The sequence below is a fragment of the Psychrobacillus sp. NPDC096389 genome (assembly GCF_044762855.1).
GTDB lineage: Bacteria > Bacillota > Bacilli > Bacillales_A > Planococcaceae > Psychrobacillus.
This window is the reverse complement of record NZ_JBIWFB010000001.1, coordinates 1,157,802-1,175,030: the sequence shown is the minus strand read 5'-3', so window position 1 is coordinate 1,175,030 and position 17,229 is coordinate 1,157,802. Positions and strand designations below refer to the sequence as shown.

20 protein-coding genes are annotated in these 17,229 nt (G+C 37.4%); all 20 read right to left on the bottom strand.

Features of this window, described 5'->3' with window-relative positions; genetic code table 11:
- Positions 1–527: 527 nt before the first annotated feature.
- On the bottom strand, positions 528–1,301 hold the full coding sequence (locus ACIQ38_RS05550; RefSeq protein ID WP_402819133.1) for a FliA/WhiG family RNA polymerase sigma factor: 774 nt from the start codon (positions 1,299–1,301) through the stop codon (positions 528–530).
- Between the two features lie 97 nt (positions 1,302–1,398).
- Positions 1,399–1,692, bottom strand: coding sequence for a hypothetical protein (locus ACIQ38_RS05545; protein ID WP_402819129.1), 294 nt, complete (start codon positions 1,690–1,692; stop codon positions 1,399–1,401).
- A complete protein-coding gene (locus ACIQ38_RS05540; RefSeq protein WP_402819126.1) occupies positions 1,689–2,186 on the bottom strand; it encodes a chemotaxis protein CheD in 498 nt (165 codons plus the stop codon). Before ACIQ38_RS05540 ends, ACIQ38_RS05545 begins: the two co-directional genes overlap by 4 nt.
- Before the next feature lies 1 nt (position 2,187).
- Positions 2,188–2,817: a chemotaxis protein CheC gene (locus tag ACIQ38_RS05535; RefSeq protein WP_402819123.1), complete on the bottom strand. Its 630-nt coding sequence runs from the start codon at positions 2,815–2,817 to the stop codon at positions 2,188–2,190.
- Positions 2,818–2,820: 3 nt separating this feature from the next.
- Positions 2,821–3,276: a chemotaxis protein CheW gene (locus tag ACIQ38_RS05530; protein WP_402819120.1), complete on the bottom strand. Its 456-nt coding sequence runs from the start codon at positions 3,274–3,276 to the stop codon at positions 2,821–2,823.
- A 32-nt stretch (positions 3,277–3,308) separates the two neighbouring features.
- Positions 3,309–5,366 carry a chemotaxis protein CheW gene (locus ACIQ38_RS05525; protein WP_402819117.1) on the bottom strand — a complete coding sequence of 686 codons (2,058 nt, stop codon included), beginning with the start codon at positions 5,364–5,366 and terminating at the stop codon, positions 3,309–3,311.
- Positions 5,367–5,379: 13 nt separating this feature from the next.
- Positions 5,380–6,486, bottom strand: a complete 1,107-nt coding sequence (locus ACIQ38_RS05520; protein ID WP_402819114.1) for a protein-glutamate methylesterase/protein-glutamine glutaminase — start codon at positions 6,484–6,486, stop codon at positions 5,380–5,382.
- A gap of 4 nt (positions 6,487–6,490) precedes the next feature.
- Positions 6,491–7,357 (bottom strand): MinD/ParA family protein, encoded by an 867-nt coding sequence (locus ACIQ38_RS05515; RefSeq protein ID WP_402819111.1) that lies wholly within the window; start codon positions 7,355–7,357, stop codon positions 6,491–6,493.
- A complete protein-coding gene (gene flhF / locus ACIQ38_RS05510; RefSeq protein ID WP_402819108.1) occupies positions 7,341–8,456 on the bottom strand; it encodes a flagellar biosynthesis GTPase FlhF in 1,116 nt (371 codons plus the stop codon). Before flhF ends, ACIQ38_RS05515 begins: the two co-directional genes overlap by 17 nt.
- The gene (flhA, locus tag ACIQ38_RS05505) at positions 8,453–10,486 is read right to left on the bottom strand and encodes a flagellar biosynthesis protein FlhA (RefSeq protein WP_402819105.1); all 2,034 of its coding nucleotides are present in this window, start codon (positions 10,484–10,486) and stop codon (positions 8,453–8,455) included. The genes flhF and flhA overlap by 4 nt, the downstream gene beginning before the upstream one ends.
- Positions 10,487–10,510: 24 nt before the next feature.
- Positions 10,511–11,596, bottom strand: a complete 1,086-nt coding sequence (gene flhB / locus ACIQ38_RS05500; protein WP_402819102.1) for a flagellar biosynthesis protein FlhB — start codon at positions 11,594–11,596, stop codon at positions 10,511–10,513.
- Between the two features lies 1 nt (position 11,597).
- A complete protein-coding gene (fliR, locus tag ACIQ38_RS05495; protein WP_402819100.1) occupies positions 11,598–12,374 on the bottom strand; it encodes a flagellar biosynthetic protein FliR in 777 nt (258 codons plus the stop codon).
- 4 nt (positions 12,375–12,378) lie between these two features.
- Positions 12,379–12,648 carry a flagellar biosynthesis protein FliQ gene (gene fliQ, locus ACIQ38_RS05490; RefSeq protein WP_402819098.1) on the bottom strand — a complete coding sequence of 90 codons (270 nt, stop codon included), beginning with the start codon at positions 12,646–12,648 and terminating at the stop codon, positions 12,379–12,381.
- Positions 12,649–12,660: 12 nt separating this feature from the next.
- Positions 12,661–13,326, bottom strand: a complete 666-nt coding sequence (gene fliP, locus ACIQ38_RS05485) for a flagellar type III secretion system pore protein FliP (protein WP_402819095.1) — start codon at positions 13,324–13,326, stop codon at positions 12,661–12,663.
- Complete coding sequence (locus ACIQ38_RS05480) at positions 13,319–14,032, bottom strand: flagellar biosynthetic protein FliO (RefSeq protein ID WP_402819092.1); 714 nt, start codon at positions 14,030–14,032, stop codon at positions 13,319–13,321. Before ACIQ38_RS05480 ends, fliP begins: the two co-directional genes overlap by 8 nt.
- Positions 14,004–14,366, bottom strand: coding sequence for a response regulator (locus ACIQ38_RS05475; RefSeq protein ID WP_402819089.1), 363 nt, complete (start codon positions 14,364–14,366; stop codon positions 14,004–14,006). The genes ACIQ38_RS05480 and ACIQ38_RS05475 overlap by 29 nt, the downstream gene beginning before the upstream one ends.
- A 19-nt stretch (positions 14,367–14,385) precedes the next feature.
- Positions 14,386–15,540 (bottom strand): flagellar motor switch phosphatase FliY, encoded by a 1,155-nt coding sequence (fliY, locus tag ACIQ38_RS05470; protein ID WP_402819632.1) that lies wholly within the window; start codon positions 15,538–15,540, stop codon positions 14,386–14,388.
- A complete protein-coding gene (gene fliM / locus ACIQ38_RS05465) occupies positions 15,533–16,531 on the bottom strand; it encodes a flagellar motor switch protein FliM (RefSeq protein ID WP_402819086.1) in 999 nt (332 codons plus the stop codon). Before fliM ends, fliY begins: the two co-directional genes overlap by 8 nt.
- A gap of 28 nt (positions 16,532–16,559) precedes the next feature.
- Positions 16,560–16,991: a flagellar basal body-associated protein FliL gene (fliL, locus tag ACIQ38_RS05460; RefSeq protein WP_402819083.1), complete on the bottom strand. Its 432-nt coding sequence runs from the start codon at positions 16,989–16,991 to the stop codon at positions 16,560–16,562.
- Positions 16,981–17,202 carry a flagellar FlbD family protein gene (locus ACIQ38_RS05455; RefSeq protein WP_402819080.1) on the bottom strand — a complete coding sequence of 74 codons (222 nt, stop codon included), beginning with the start codon at positions 17,200–17,202 and terminating at the stop codon, positions 16,981–16,983. The genes fliL and ACIQ38_RS05455 overlap by 11 nt, the downstream gene beginning before the upstream one ends.
- Positions 17,203–17,229 lie beyond the last annotated feature (27 nt).

The following is a 17,229-nucleotide window of genomic DNA, read 5'->3' as shown; positions in this document are numbered from 1 at the left end:
TCCAGTCTGAAAGCAATCAAATCATCTTGAGAGCAATCAAATAGCCGATGAAAGCAACTAAATTCTTAAATCAGCAAGTTTACTTAGGGTGGGACGACTATAATTTCTATATATTATTGGAACAATACGTTATAAAGCCACCTGAGCACGCAAGCTAGTATCGGATAGACTGGGGTTGTCGTGTTAAGCTGCCATGTTTTCTCTTTCGGGGTGTGCATTGAAATGTTCGGAGTTGTGATTGTCACGCACACTGTGGAAATTGGCTCGTTCAACCATTTATTGTTAATACGAGAACACGATAAGTCAGTTTTTACCATTGATTTTCGCTGCAGGGTGGCGACTCCGAAGGGATCAAGTGAGTAAGATGAGACTTCACAACGTACGCCTAAGCGGCGGTGAAGGCTCATCACTCACCCCACGGAAAGCGTCCGGCCTGTAGCGAAAATCACAGCGGTCGCTAAGACGCATAATCCCTAAACTGTGAGCATGCATTTTTATTTTCCATTGTATGATTCGTCTAACCTTTTTTACGCATTCATCATTTCACTAGCTAGTAGTTTTCTTAATTTGAACAAAGCTTTTGAATGAATTTGCGAAATTCTAGAAGTTGAAAGTCCAAGCATTTCACCGATTACCGTTAATGTTAGCTCTTCTGTGTAAAACAAACTCAAAACTAACTGTTCATTTTCATTTAATTGTTGAATTTGTCCTGCAAGATCACGAAGTAATTCTTCTTTCACCATTTGCTGCTCCGGTGTTTTTTGCGCATCGTCTCTTATTACAAATGACTTCGCATCTACTTCTTCATTATCTTGTAATTGTTCATCAATAGACAAAACATTTGAGAAAAAATGTTCCTGAACCGTTTGGTATACGTCGTCTACTGGCATTTCGACATAATCCGCTATTTCTTCGGCGGTAGCATGCCTTAATAATCGTTGTTCCAGTTCTTCAATTTTGGTCTCTAATCTCTTCGCCTTTTCACGAGAGGATCTTGGAAGCCAATCTTCTTTTCGTAAACCATCTATAATCGCACCGCGAACACGGAAAGATGCATACGTATCAAACTTTAACTCTCTCGAATAATCAAATTTGTTAAGCGCATCAAATAGACCCATCATACCTAGGCTTTTCAGTTCGTCTCTCGATATATTTTTAGGGATGCTTGCGCCAATACGCTGAACATGATAGGTAACTAGGGGCGTATACTTTCGTATGAGTAAGTCTCCGGCCTCTGAATCTTTACTTTCTATCCATTTCTTCCAAAGGAGTTGTTCATCTGTCGAATTATCTTTTGCCACTATTACCCTCCTCTCCAATATATCTAGTGAATATGTATATTATATCAAATTTCTACACAAAAAGGGGAGCCGAAACTATCGACATCCCCTACTTTTACTACTCATTTAACATAGATTTGACAATTTTCGCAAGTTCCTCCGAGGAAGGCTCCTCCTCAACTACTTCTTTCGCTGAAACAGTAATGGATTCTTCTTCCTTGCTCACCGGATCTGCCATGATAAATGCGATAATTGCCCTGGCGACAAACGTTAATATAAAAAATAACAAAGCTAGCATACTTGCGTTCCACAATATACTTTTTCCATTCAAAAAAGGATATGAGAAGAAAAAGTATGCACTAAATGCTATAAGGGCAACCCAAAAGTTAGAAAGAATAGTGCCGACCATCAAATATCTCTCACTCCTTGGTTTACCGTTCGAATATTTAATAGATTTGTAGATGGATTAAATTCTATTGTTCTTCCACTATTACCACCTGTATCTTCGGAAACAATGGGTATGGAATATTTTTTTAAATATTCTTTTACTGCTGCTACATTTCTAGGTCCAATCCGCATCGTATCTTTTCCCGATGTAAATTGGAACATTTGCGCACCGCCCGCAATTTTCGCGCGCAATCTAAAAGGTTGTATCCCTTCTAATTTAAGCTGTTCAATCATAGCAGGAATACCGGTATCAGCAAATTTAGCAATATTAATTGTTTCAGTTCTTCCTAAACTAGAATCTGGTAGCATTACATGAACTAATCCAGCAATTTGAGATCTTTCATCATATAAGACAACGCCAACACATGAACCAAGCCCAGAGGTACGTATCGTATTTGGGGCTTTTACTGTGTTCATATCTGCTATTCCGACTTTCACTACTTGGCCAATTGCTACCATACTAAAATACTCCTAAAGCAGTGAAAATAGCATCAAATGAATCCGGATCAGGCAACAAGAAGAAATGTCCTTTTACACTTTCTCCGTCCGGCTTACTTTCCTCCGTGATTGCTGTGTCAATAACGATTACATAATCACTCACGTGAGAAACTTCCACTAAACCAAAACTAACGATAGCCCCTACCATATCTACACTTAATGCAGGTACTGTAGGGTAAATTTTGAGACTCGTAAAATCAGATAATGCAGATAAATATGATCCAGAAAGAATATTTCCTAATTCTTGCATGGCAGATGCACCAAGCTCTGAAACTTCTCCCGTTTGAAAATCCAGACTACTATCTTGCACCAAGGCCCGAATAAATCGATTAGCTTGCTCGACAGGCAGTATAAAAAACATACTCCCCGTTACATCTCCCTCAATTCTTAGGTAGATACCAGCAACAACGTTTTCTGGACCTCCCGCTAAATCCATCATGTCATCGAAAGAAACCATTTCTACTTTTGGCACTTTCATATCTATTTTTTTGTTTAATAATGTTGAAAGTGCGGTAGCTGCATGCGCAGCCCCGATATTTCCTATTTCTTTTAAAACATCTAAATGCATGGAAGTAATCTTTTTTTCATACATGTATTAAACACCTGACTTTATCGGGTTTAATACGAGATGCATATGCAGCAATATCAATAAGCGGCTGCCTAATTTCGCAACACCAGCAATATAATCTTCTTCTAATCCGCCTACTACTTCGGGTTGTGGTTCTATTGAATCCATTGGAATGTCTAATACATCATTTGCAGAATCGACGATAACTCCTACATCCATATCTTCTAACGTAATAATAATAATTCGGGAAGATTCATTTAATTCGCTTTCACCAAGTCTTAACCGATTTTTCAAATCTATAATCGGAGTAACAACTCCTCTTAAATTGATAACTCCTTTAACATAAGAAGGGGTTTTTGGTACTCTTGTTATATGCGTAAATTTTTCAATTCCTTGTACATGTGTGACGGGAATAACATATTCTTTATTTGCTAATTGAAAAACAACTACTTTTAAATTTTGAACGTCTACTGTTTCTGTCATATCGCTTCGCATCCTTTCTAAAAGATCAACTTTTATATGATCAATGCATTACAATCTACGATTAATGCTACTTTTCCGTTTCCTAAAATAGTTGCCCCTGAAATAGCAAACGCACTTGTTAAATATGTTCCTAACGACTTTAGTACCACTTCTTGCTGTCCAATAAACGAATCTACGACAAGTCCAGCTAATTTATCCCCTTTTCGAACTAGGACTACTGAATGGAATTCTTCTGCTGTACTTTCTCTCGGCAGCTCAAATACATCTTCTAAAAATACTAATGGCACTACTTTTCCACGGAAATCAATTACCTTTTGATTGTGCGCATTTAAGATATCCGATGAACGAATTATCGCTGTTTCAATAATCGAGGAAAGAGGAACAGCGTATATTTCTTCGCCAAGTTCTACTAACATAACCGAAATAATAGACAATGTTAATGGCAATTGGATAGAGAATAAAGATCCTTTTCCTTCTGTTGAAGTAATATCCATCGTTCCGCCAAGTGATTCAATCGTTGTTTTCACAACATCCAATCCTACTCCACGTCCAGACACATCGGAAATGACTTCAGCCGTAGAAAAACCGGAAGATAAAATAAGTTCCGCCACTTGTTTATCTGTTAAAGTAGCAGCAAGTTCTTCACTGACAATACCTCTAGAAATTGCTTTCTTCAGTACTTTCTCACGATTAATCCCTGCTCCATCATCTTCAATTTCGATAAAAACATGGTTCCCACTATGATACGCACGAAGTACGACCGTACCTTCTTCAGGTTTGCCTTTTGCTTTTCTGATTTCTGGACTTTCTATTCCATGATCGAGTGAATTACGAATTAAGTGAACGAGTGGATCTCCTATTTCATCAATTACCGTACGATCTAATTCCGTTTCCGCTCCAATTACTTCTAAGTTAATTTTCTTATTTAAGTCTCTTGCTAATTGTCTTACCATTCGTGGGAATCGGTTAAATACTGTTTCTACAGGCACCATTCGCATATTTAGAATGATATTTTGAAGATCTCCTGTTATACGTGACATCCGTTCCACTGTCTCGTCTAATTCAGCGTTTCTTAAATCTTCCGAAATAGACTGCAATCGACCACGATCAATGACTAACTCTTCAAATAAATTCATTAGCACATCTAATCGTTCAATATTTACTCGGATTGTTTTACTATTGGAAGCCCCTTTTGTAGAAGCGGATTTTTCTTTTTTCTCTGGTTTTGATTCTACTACCTGAAGCTTTGGCTCGTCCGGTTGGACAACTACTGGCTCTGCTTTTTCTACGATGCTAATTTCATCTTGTTGACGAATTTTAAGTTGCTCGAGTGTGACAGGCTGAACAACTACTTCTGTAACTTCTGAAACTTTCATCAGTTTCTTTTGTACATCGTCTTTTGGCTCAGTAGTAACAAGTGCGATATAGAAAACTTCATCAAAATCTTCTGCCTCTAGCTTTTCCACTGACGGTGAAGATTTAATCACATCTCCCATTTTTTCTAACAGTTCAAAAACCATATAAACACGCGCTGCTTTTAATAAACAATCTTCTCGTAATTTAACGGAAATTTCGTATGTTTGATAATCTTGCTCTAATGATTGTTGGATGACCGTCAATTCATAATCATCATACGACAACCAGTTATCCCCTGTTGTTGCTTCGATCGCAACAGGCTCATCTATAGTAGTTGCTGCTACAGGTACTTCCTCGCCTATTTCAATCGCATGCAGTTTTTGAACCGTATCAGCTACATCTAATTTTCCGTTTCCTCCAGCCGCAATATCTAGGACCATTTCTTCTAACTGATCAACTGCAGTAAAAACAACATCTAGTAAATCGGCTGTTACATGCAAACGATTATTTCTTATTTCGTCTAGTACATTTTCCATTTTATGCGTTAAATTTGCAATATCTTCGTATCCCATCGTAGCGGACATCCCTTTTAACGTATGCGCCGAACGAAAGACTTCATTGACAATAGCTATATCTTCCGGATTTTTTTCCAGTTCTAATAAGTGTTCATTACAAGCTTGTAAATGTTCTTTACTCTCTTCGATAAACATTTCTAAATATTGACTTGTATCCATTCATTAACACTCCTTAAGGTAAATAGTGTATGATCGCTTTTGCGATATTTTCTAATTCTACTACTTCGTTTACTAACTTTGTTTCCACTGCCGCTTTAGGCATACCATATACAATGCAAGAGTCTGCCGATTCCGCAATGGCTACTACATTTCCATTTTTCTTCAGTTGCACAAGCCCTTTGGAACCATCCGAACCCATTCCAGTCATAATAACGGCGATTTTATCGAAATCATTATAGTGGCTATTATTTTCAAATAGCACATCTACAGCGGGTCTATGTCCTGCACGTGGGGCCTCTTCTTTATCTAATAAAATGCTATAAGTGCTCCCTATTTTATGAATTTTCATATGGTATCCCCCAGGAGCAATATAGGCATGACCATTCCGAATAATATCGCCATTTTCTGCTTCTTTCACTTCTATTTCAGCTAATTGATTGAGTCTTTCAGCTAAAGATTTAGTGAATCCTGCTGGCATATGTTGTACTATAAGCACGGGAGCTTGCATGTCTTTTGGCAGCTTTGTAATCACTTCTTGCAAAGCTCGAGGTCCTCCTGTAGAAGTACCAATCAACACCATTTTCTTAGTTGCTTTATTCCAATTGCTCACTCTTTTTGGACTGATTGTTTCTTTTACTTCTGTTTTTCTTTCGGGCAAGATAGAAGTTGTGGCTACAACTTTTGGCGGTACTTTATTTAATTTGCTAATAGAAATATTCGCCGCGTTTTCTACCTTTGCTACTAGTTCGTCTTTAATCTTATGTAAATCTAAGGAAATTGTCCCACTTGGCTTAGCGACAAAGTCCACTGCACCATGTCCCATTGCTTGAAGCGTGATTTCCGTACCTTTTTGCGTCGTACTAGACAACATTACTACCGCAACAGGCGTTTCTGTCATTATTTGTTTCAGTGCATCCAAGCCGTTCATTTCAGGCATTTCGACGTCAAGCGTCACAACATCCGGTTTCAATGCTTTTATTTTTCGAATGGCATCTTTCCCGTTACGTGCGATTCCAACCACTTCAATTACCTGACTGTCCTTGAAAAAGTCACCGATCAGCTTACGCATAAACGCAGAATCATCAACGATTAATAATTTCTTTTTTGACAAAAGATCCACTAGCTCATGACCTCCTCGAAAATAGATTTTTCAATCGAGATATAAATGTACTTTGGTTTGGAACATTTGTTTCTTCCACTATAAAGTTAGCAAAGCGATGCACAATTAATTTTAGCTTTTTTGTAATGGCAGCATTTGGATGTAAAATGGAGAAAGGAACTTGTTCTTTGACAGATGCACGTACAACTGGATCTTCAGGCAAGGAACCTAGTACAACAATTTCTTTGGATAAAAATTTAGACATTGCCAATTTTAATCTAGACGTTGTGTCCAACCCTTCTTCTTCTGAAAATGCTCGATTACAAAGGACAAAAAAATTCTTTTCCGGATCTTTCAAGTAAATAAACTTCATCATTGAATAGGCATCGGTTATGGAAGTAGGCTCCGCAGTTGTGATAACGATAATATCGTCTACTGAAACTAGTAAGTCCAAAGTTTGACTAGTGGCACCGGCACCCATATCAAAAACAATATAGTCAAAGTTTTTTTGTAAATATTCAAATGCTTCAATAAGCCGTTGGAATATTTTATCATCCCACTCCATCACGCCTGAAAGACCAGAACCACCAGAAATATATTGTAAATTATTTGGTCCTTCGAACATGACCTCTTCGATTGCTTTTTCTCCGACTAAATAATCTCTTAAATTGGATGGAACTGTTTTCCCTAGCAATATGTGAATATTTCCCATGCCGATATCCATATCGATAAGCACTACTTTTTTCCCTAATGCACTCAATGTGGTCGTAAAATTCATTGAAAAATTGCTTTTCCCAACGCCACCTTTTCCACTAACAACGGCTATAGATCGACCTAGCTTTTGTTGACTCTGCAACATTTGCATTCGTAACTGTTCAGCTTGATCTCTCATAACGAATCCCCTTTAAAAACAAATTGAGTAATTCATCTAGACTAGCTTCCACAATATCTTCCGGGACTTCTTGACCATCTGTATAGTAAGCAAGTCCTTTCTTATATTTAACCATTAAATTAACAATAGAGCCAATAGAATTTGTTTCATCCACTTTTGTAAAGATAAACTTTTGTATCGGAAAATCCTTAAATTGTTCAATAATTACTTCCATATCACGCTGTTTAGATGTTGATGATAGGACAAGAAATGTTTCCGTATTTTCTTTTAAGTCGATTAGTTTTTGCAAGTCTTCGACAAATTTTACTTCTTTATAATTTCTTCCAGCAGTATCGATAAACACTACATCTAAAGCCTCAAACTTATGCATTGCTTGCTTTAAATCTTGTTCGTTATAAACAATTTCTATCGGTGCTTGCAATAGTCCTGCATACGTTTTTAGTTGTTCTATCGCAGCGATTCTGTATGTATCTGTCGTGATAAACCCAACTTTTTTCTTCTTTTCTAATACGGCCCGCGCCGCCATTTTCGCAATAGTCGTCGTTTTTCCGACTCCAGTCGGTCCAAGTACGTTAATATATTTCTTCTCATAGGAAATGCCACCGAATGGGAATACCTCTAGTTCGGACCTTAATTGATCTTTTGCTATTTTTAGTTGAGCTTCCATTGCTGTATCTTCTTCATTTTTTTTCAAATGTACGAAAAGCTCATCACCGATCGATGTGATAAGCTCTTCTGCCAATTCCTGCTCCTTCAAATGTTGAATAAGGGCTTCCATTTCATCCGGATTGGTTCTATTCGACTGCGTGCGCCCAATCGACTTAACCATTTGTTTTAAGTCCTCTAATTCCTTTTTTATCTCTTCTGAACTAGAATCTTCTTGTACTTGTGGAAGGATTGGTTTTTCTAGAATAGGTGCTGGACTTTCAATCGAATCCATTCCTGCTAAAACTTCAATCGATTTCTTTTTAAACAGCCCTAAAAAGCCTTTCGAATAAACAACTTTAGAATTTAAAATGACCGCTTCTTCTCCTAATTCTTTGCGAATCAGTTTCATTGCTTCCGGCATTGTACTAGCCGTATATTTTTTCATTTTCATTCTATATTCACCACCCCAACACTTTGTACTTCAATTGATGACTCTAGTTCATTATAAGAAAGAATCGGAATTTGAGGAAAATACCGTTCTGTCATTTGTCTTAAATACATTCGCACAGCAGGAGAGCATAAAATAATGGGCGATTGCTCCATTAACGATACTCGTTCTATTTCTTTTGCCATCGATTCTAAAATTGCTTGGGAATCGTTTGGATCGATCGATAAGTAATTGCCGTGTTCTGTCTGTTGAATACTGTCTGCTATCAATTTTTCGACTCTACCAGAAACAGTCAACACTTTTAAAACATGATTATTTCCCGCATATTGCGCTGTAATTTGTTTTGCTAAAGATTGTCTTGCATACTCCGTTAATACATCGACATCTGACGTCATTTTCGAATAATCAGCAAGTGTTTCAAAAATAATCGGTAAATTACGAATGGACACATGCTCTCTAAGTAAGTTGCCTAATACTTTTTGAATTTCTCCAACCGTTAAAGGAGTAGGCGTTAGTTCATCGACAAGAATCGGATATGTTTCCCGAATATGGTCAATTAACTGCTTCGTTTCTTGACGACCTAATAATTCATGTGCATTATTTCGAATAATTTCAGTCATATGTGTAGACACAACGCTTGGTGGATCGACTACTGTGTAACCAAGTATTTCTGCCTCTTCTTTTACCGATTCGGTAATCCATTTTGCAGGTAATCCAAAGGAAGGTTCGATCGTGTCTATTCCTTCAATCGAATCATCATCACCAGGACTCATCGCTAAATAGTGATCTAATAATAGTTCCCCTCTTGCCATTTCGTTTCCTTTAATCTTAATCCGATATTCATTCGGTTGAAGTTGGATATTATCTCGAATACGAACGACTGGGATGACAACCCCAAGTTCAAGTGCCAACTGTCTACGAATCATGACTACTCGGTCGAGTAAATCGCCACCCTGTGCTGTATCTACTAACGGGATCAGGCCATAACCGAATTCAAATTCAATCGGATCCACATTTAATAGATTAATAACATTTTCGGGACTTTTCATCGTATCCGTTGCAACTTCCTCTTCATATTCTTCTAATTCATCCGGATCTTCTTTCGCTGATTTACTAATCATATATGCACCAATTGCAAGTGCAATGGAAATCGGGAAAGTAAGTAAGATTCCAATAGGCGTAATAATACCAAGAAGCGCTATAGTAGCCGCTGCAACATATAAAAGTTTTGGTTGATTAAGTAATTGACCTGTAATATCTCCACCAAGATTACCTTTAGAAGCCGCCCTTGTAACAACGATACCAGTTGCTGTAGAAACTAATAAGGCAGGAATTTGAGAAACAAGACCATCCCCAACTGTTAAAGTAGAAAATAGAACTGCAGCTTCATTAAAAGGAAGACCTAGCTGAGCAACACCAATAATAATTCCAAATACAAGGTTAATAATAACAATAATGATCCCTGCTATTGCATCCCCTTTTACGAATTTGGTAGCACCATCCATTGCCCCGTAAAAGTCCGCTTCTCCACTAACTTTTTCACGTCTTTCTCTTGCCTCTTTTTCGGAGATCATCCCTGCATTTAAATCTGCGTCGATACTCATTTGTTTACCGGGCATAGCATCCAAAGTAAAACGAGCGGCAACTTCCGCCACACGTTCTGCCCCTTTCGTTATAACGATAAAATTGATAATTACTAAAATGGCAAACACAACAAGACCAACTACCATGTTTCCGCCTGTTACGAATGTACCGAAAGTTTCTACTACTTTACCAGCGTCACCTTCCGCTAAGATGGCCCTAGTAGTCGAGACATTCAGTGCTAGTCTAAATAAGGTGACGAGCAATACAACGGTAGGGAAAACGGAAAACTGTAAAGCCTCCTGCATATTCATAGCAGTCATTAATATTAATAAAGCTATAGTAATATTAATTATTATCAGAAAACTTATCAACCAATGAGGAAGAGGTATTACTAGCATCGCCACAATGGAAATGACAGCTGCTAAAACGGATATATCGCGGATTTGCATATACTTCCACCTCAATCTTTGCCTTTAAATTTTTTGTTTAATTCGATATACATAGGCTAGTACTTCTGCTACTGCTTTGAAAAATTCATCCGGAATTCGTTGACCGATCTCCACTTGATCGAACATCGCTCTAGCAAGTGGCCTGTTTTCAACCATGACGACATCATTTTCTTTGGCAATTAACTTAATTTTTTGGGCGACAAAATCGGCGCCTTTAGCCACAACTATGGGGGCCTCCATCGATTCATCATCGTATTTTAACGCAATGGCAAAATGAGTTGGGTTTGTAATAACAACATCTGCAGTGGGAACTTCTTGCATCATGCGACGCATAGCCATTTCCCTTTGCCTTTGCCTAATACGAGATTTAATAATCGGATCTCCCTCTGAGTTTTTATGTTCATCTTTAATGTCCTGCTTCGACATTTTCAAGTTTTTTTCATAGTCAAATCGCTGATAAAAGAAATCTAGTATCGATATAAATAACAACACAAACGATGCCGCAATCCCCATCATCCCCGCTAACCAACCAACAGTCGATAATGTATCCCAAGCTGTTTTAAAGGACAGGGATAATACTTGTTCTAGATTCATCCATAAGATAAGCGTTGTGACAGATCCGATAAATGAAATCTTCAATATCGATTTTAATAATTCAATAATTGCTTTTAGTGAAAAAATACGTTTCAATCCTTTAATCGGATCTATCTTTTTCAGATCAAACTTAAGTGGCTCCGTTGTAAAAAGTAATCCAAATTGAAAGAAATTTGCAGCGACCGCAGCTACAACTGCAACTAGCATAATTGGCAGTAAAATGACTGCCATTTCCATTAATAAATCTTTATATATTTCCATCGACGTTTCAATCGTCAGCGTTTTGATTAACATATACTTCGTAAATGTCACTTCAAAAAAAGAAAAGATTTCAGTTCTTAAAAAACTGGCAAATAAAAATAAAAACAAAAACACGGAAAGTAAAACAATGGCACTTGTTACATCTTGGCTTTTTAATACTTGTCCTTTTTTACGCGAATCTTGCCTTTTCTTAGGAGTTGCTTTTTCTGTTTTTTCTCCAGCAAAAAACTGTAAGTCTAATCGGAGTTCGAACATATTAGCCACCTCCTAAAATAATCATTAAATCGCGCATACTGACAACCATCATTTCAAACATTTTCTGAACAACTGCCATTAAAACTCCCATCATGACAAGGAGTACTAAAAAACTAACTCCTATTTTAATAGGAAACCCGACTACGAATATGTTCAACTGTGGAACGGTTCTTGCCGTAATACCTAATGCAATATCTACTAAGAAAAGTGTTGCCACTATTGGTATAGACATTTGAAAAGCTACAGCAAATATTCCCGCAAAGGTTTTCATAATAAACTCCACATAATTTTCTTGCCCAAACGCAGGCCAAACAAGCTCCATCGGGATAAATTGATAGCTATAAAAAACACCATCTAACAGTAAATGATGACCATTTAGCGCAAGTAACAATAGAAGTGCCAATGTATTTAAAAATTGACCGATTAAAGGGCTTTGTGCACCAGTTTGCGGATCAATTACATTGGCAATGGCAAAGCCCATCTGAAAATCGATAAACCCACCAGCAATTTGGACGGCAGACATAATAATATAAGCAAGCAATCCAATAAATAATCCAACCATTACTTCTTTTATAATTAATAATAGATAATCCCCGTTCACTTCAAATGGTTCCACATCCATCGTATAATACATCATCCATGATAAGATAACCGCAAAAGCGATACGATGGGATGCAGGTACCGCACGATGGGAAAAAAGGGGCAAAATAACAAAAAAGGCGGAAACTCTTGCAACAATCAATAAGAATACGGTTAAGCTAGGTATAATTTCTTCCATCTGCTCAACCAATGTATCTAATTAGATTTTCAAATATATCTGTTGCATACGATGTCACGCGCGATAACATCCATGGTCCAAAAAAAACAAGGGCAACTAAAACAGCAATAATTTTCGGAACAAATGCAAGTGTTTGTTCTTGAATTTGCGTCGTTGCCTGAAAAATACTGACCGATAGACCAGTGATTAATGCGACCAAAAGTAGAGGACCTGATGTAAGAAGAATGACCCAAATTGCGCTTTCTGCAATCGAAATTACCATTTCACTATTCATGACAATCAGCTCCTAAAAACTTTGTAAAATGGATTTCATGACTAAATACCAACCATCCACTAATACAAACAATAATATTTTAAATGGCAATGAGATCATAACAGGTGGTAACATCATCATACCCATCGACATTAATACACTGGCAACAATCATATCTATTACTAAAAAAGGAATAAAAATCATAAAGCCTATTTGAAAAGCAGTTTTAATTTCACTTAGTGCGAATGCAGGAACCATAACGGTTAACGGAATATCCTCAATCGTTTCTGGTCGTTCTGCTTCTGTGTAGCGTAAAAATAACTCTAAATCTTTTTGCCTCGTATGCTTGCTCATAAACTCTTTAATTGGACCACTTGCATTTTCATATGCTTGCTCTAATGTTATCTCTTCATTGAAAAGTGGCGTTAAGGCATCTTCATTCACTTGTTGGAATGTAGGTGCCATGATAAAGAAAGTCAAGAATAATGCCAATCCAACGATTACCTGATTCGGTGGCATTTGCTGTGTAGCAAGTGCCGTCCTTACAAAGGAAAGAATAATAACAATTCGGGCAAAACTTGTCATCAATATTAAAATGCTCGGTGCCAAAGATAAAACCGTAAGCAATAGCATTAACTTGATTGAAGTAGAGACATTTGACGGATCACTGTCCGAAAAGAACTGGACAAAATCATTCATTTTTTTCGCGCTCCTTTGTCTTCCAATCCTCTAATACTTCACTACGGTCTTTTTTGATTTCTCGTAACTTCTTTTGAAACGTTTCGTTAAATGAAGGATCTTTTTCATTACTTGTCGGTTTAGAAGAAATATTTTCTTTTAAACGCTGGATTAGTTCTGTTATGTACGGAACTGTTTTACCAATATCTTGTTTTTCTTCATATATTTTCGTTAATTTCGCTTTCTCTTCGGGATCCTCTATTTCTTTTAATAAAGTAATATCTTCCCCAATACCAACTAAAAAAAGTGAATTCCCAACTTGTAATAACTGAACGGATTTACCTTGACTGACGCCAACTCCACCTAAATTTTGTATTAGGTTATTTTGTTGGAACGTTTTATTTCTACTGTTGACAAACCGTAAAAGACCATACAGCAATAACACAACAAATAGCAATGCAAAAATCATTTTGACATAATCCCAAGCTGTAACAGACACTGGTTCCTTGGCTATTGCATCCGCCGGTTCTTCTTCTACGTCAGGAGCAGGCTCTACTTCTGAACGATCATCCTTTGATTTATCATAAAACTCTTCGACGCTTCCATTAGGATCTATAGCCGCATACACGTTTTGATCAACTAGTAAAAACAAACTACTGATGACACAAAAAATGAGGGTGAACTTCCTCATCATTGTGTTACCCGATTGCTTTAGAAATTGCTTCAATTACTCGGTCCGCTTGGAATGGTTTCACGATAAAATCTTTTGCGCCAGCTTGAATAGCATCAATAACCATTGCTTGTTGTCCCATAGCTGAACACATAATGATAACCGCATTTGGGTCTTTTGCTTTAATTTCTTTTAATGCTGCAATTCCATCCATTTCAGGCATTGTAATATCCATCGTTACTAAATCTGGTTTCAGTTCCGCATATTTCTCAATAGCTTGTACACCGTCCCCAGCTTCTCCTACTACTTCAAACCCGTTTTTAGATAAAATATCTTTGATCATCATGCGCATAAATGCTGCATCGTCCACTATTAAAATTCTTTTTGACATCGTATGTCTCCCCCAGTACTTATTTTAAATTGTTAATACGATCTGCTTGGCTAAGAATATCGGTAATTCGAACACCGAAGTTTTCATCGATTACAACGACTTCCCCTTTAGCGATATGTCTATTATTTACTAAAATATCCACTGGTTCCCCAGCTAATTTATCCAATTCAATAATAGAACCACTTGTTAGTTCCAATATATCCTTCACTGTTCTTTTAGTACGACCTAATTCTACTGTTACTTGTAGTGGTATATCAAGTAGTAAATTTAAATTTCTTGATTCATTTTGTGACAAATTAGGTGCTTCGAAACTAGCAAATTGAGCTTGTTGCACTTCTACCTGTGGTGCTGCCTGTCGCGGTTGACTAAACTGCATTGGTGCCTGCTGTTGAATTGGCTCTTGCACATGCGGTGCTTGCACTACTTGTGGTTGCGTTTGCGTAGGAGCCTCTTCCAAAATCGTTGCGGCCGCTTCTTGCTCATCTTCTTCTCCCATCAGCGATTTAACTAAATTCAATCCGAATTGAAGTGGCAGTAATTGCATAATATTCGAATCGATTAACTCACCAATTTTTAAACGGAAGGAAACTTTAATTAACATTTCATCGCTTGGAATGGCATCCGCACCTTCATCTGCTAATAAATTCATCAGATCGATAGAAGGTGGAGAAATATCTACTTTTTTATTAAAGACAGTCGACATGGAAGTCGCTGCAGAACCCATCATTTGGTTCATCGCTTCTTGTACGGCACTCAGTTGAATCTCACTAAGTTCTGGTTTTGGATCAATTCCATCCCCACCAAGCATTAAATCGGCAATAATAGCGGCATCTGATTGTTTAATGACCAAAAGATTCATCCCACTAAGTCCAGCTGTATAATGAACTTGAACCGCTACGTATGGCTGTGGAAATTCCTCTTTCAGTTTCGAACGATTAATCATGCTAATATTAGGAGTCGTTATTTCTACTTTCTGACCTAATAGAGCAGACAACGCTGTAGCAGAACTACCAAAAGAAATATTTCCGATCTCTCCTAAAGTATCTTGTGCAAAATCATCCAAATAATCTTGAATGTTAATCACTTCATTTTCTTTGTCCTTTGTATCCTCTTCTAAAGTAGTTCCTCTTAGGAGGGCCTCAATTTCTTCTTGGGAGAGCATATCATCACTCATCATCATCCTCTCCTCCTTTCAAAGTTTCCATGACTTGGACAGCCATTCGTTTTTTTAGTTTTCCAGGTTGGGCTTTAAATTTAGGAATATTCCCAACTTTAACCGTTAATGGATCGTCTATTTTCGCATTCAACTGGATCACATCTCCTAATTGCAAATACAATAAATCTTCGATGGAAATATCAGTAGAGCCTATTTCCGCAATTATCGGTATTTCAGCTGATTTCACACGTTTTTCCAGTACTTTTAATTGCTCTGGTGACACTTCTTTTTTATTTGTTTGCATCCAATATCGCACGGATAGATTAGGTACAATCGGTTCTAAAACGACATGTGGGATACAAATGTTAATCATCCCGCTTGTTTCCCCAATAATAGTGTTAAAAGATATAACAACTACTGTTTCATTTGGAGAAATCATTTGTAAAAATTGAGGATTAACTTCCAGCTCAGTAAGTATCGGGTCGATATCCGCAATATTAGCCCAAGCCTCCCTCAAATTATCAAACGAACGTTCAAATAAGTTCGTCATAATTTTAGTTTCAATCTCTGTAAGATTATCTGTTTTAGTATGTGTTTCTCCCCGTCCACCCATTAATAGATCTAACATCGTGTAAGCGATATTTGGATTAATCTCCATGAGAATATTCCCTTCTAAAGGAGGAACTTCAAACACATTGATCAGTGTCATATGCGGAACCGATCGAATAAATTCTTCAAACGGAATTTGATCCACTGATACGACAGAAATTTGCACGTACGATCTTAATTGGGCAGAAAAAAAGGTTGTTAATAAGCGAGCAAAGTTTTCATGAATTCGTGTTAAACTACGAATTTGATCTTTAGAGAATCGAAGTGCGCGCTTAAAATCATACACTCTAACTTTTCTAGCTTCCTGCTCACTTTTCATCTCGTCTGCTGTCATTTCGCCTGTAGAAAGCGCACTTAACAACGCATCTATTTCCGATTGAGATAATATATCTCCTGCCAATCTGCCCACCTCCATTCAAAGTATATCTTTATTGGATTATATAAGAAGTAATATAAACTTGCTGCACTTCTCCTGCATCCATTAACTCATCAATTTTCGTTTTTAGCGCTGCTTGAAACACAGCTTTGCCTTGCTTGCCTTCTAAATCTTCTGGAGTCATTTCAGAAAGCTCTGTAATGACAATATTTTTTACTTGGAAATCGCGTTTCGTTAGTTCTTCTGCCGCTTTGGCATTATCCATTTGCACTTTTAACGAAATACGAATGAATTTGTTTGCTGCAAGATTCGTTGTAATTTCCGGTATATCTACCGACGCCTCCACAATTTCGTCAATGGTCGGTCCAGTTTCTTCATCACCTTTGTTCAGTTGGAAAATAATAAGTAAAGCGATAACACCTACTAAAGTGATGGAAACTAATATTATTAGCATAATCGTTAGCAACTTATTTTTACTCTTCATGTTCTTCACCTCTAATATGGGGGTTCGCTAAAATATGTACTTCCTTATAAAATTGAGCAATTTGAGCGTGTACTTCTTCTCTGGATTCCAACGCTACATATTTATGACCGTTTGTAGTCGTAATCGTTGTATCCGGAAAAGATTCCACCGTCTCTATGTATAGAGCATTCAACGAAAACTCTTTTCCGTTTAATCGTGTTAACTTAATCATATATAAGGGCCGGGCCACAATGGAGCG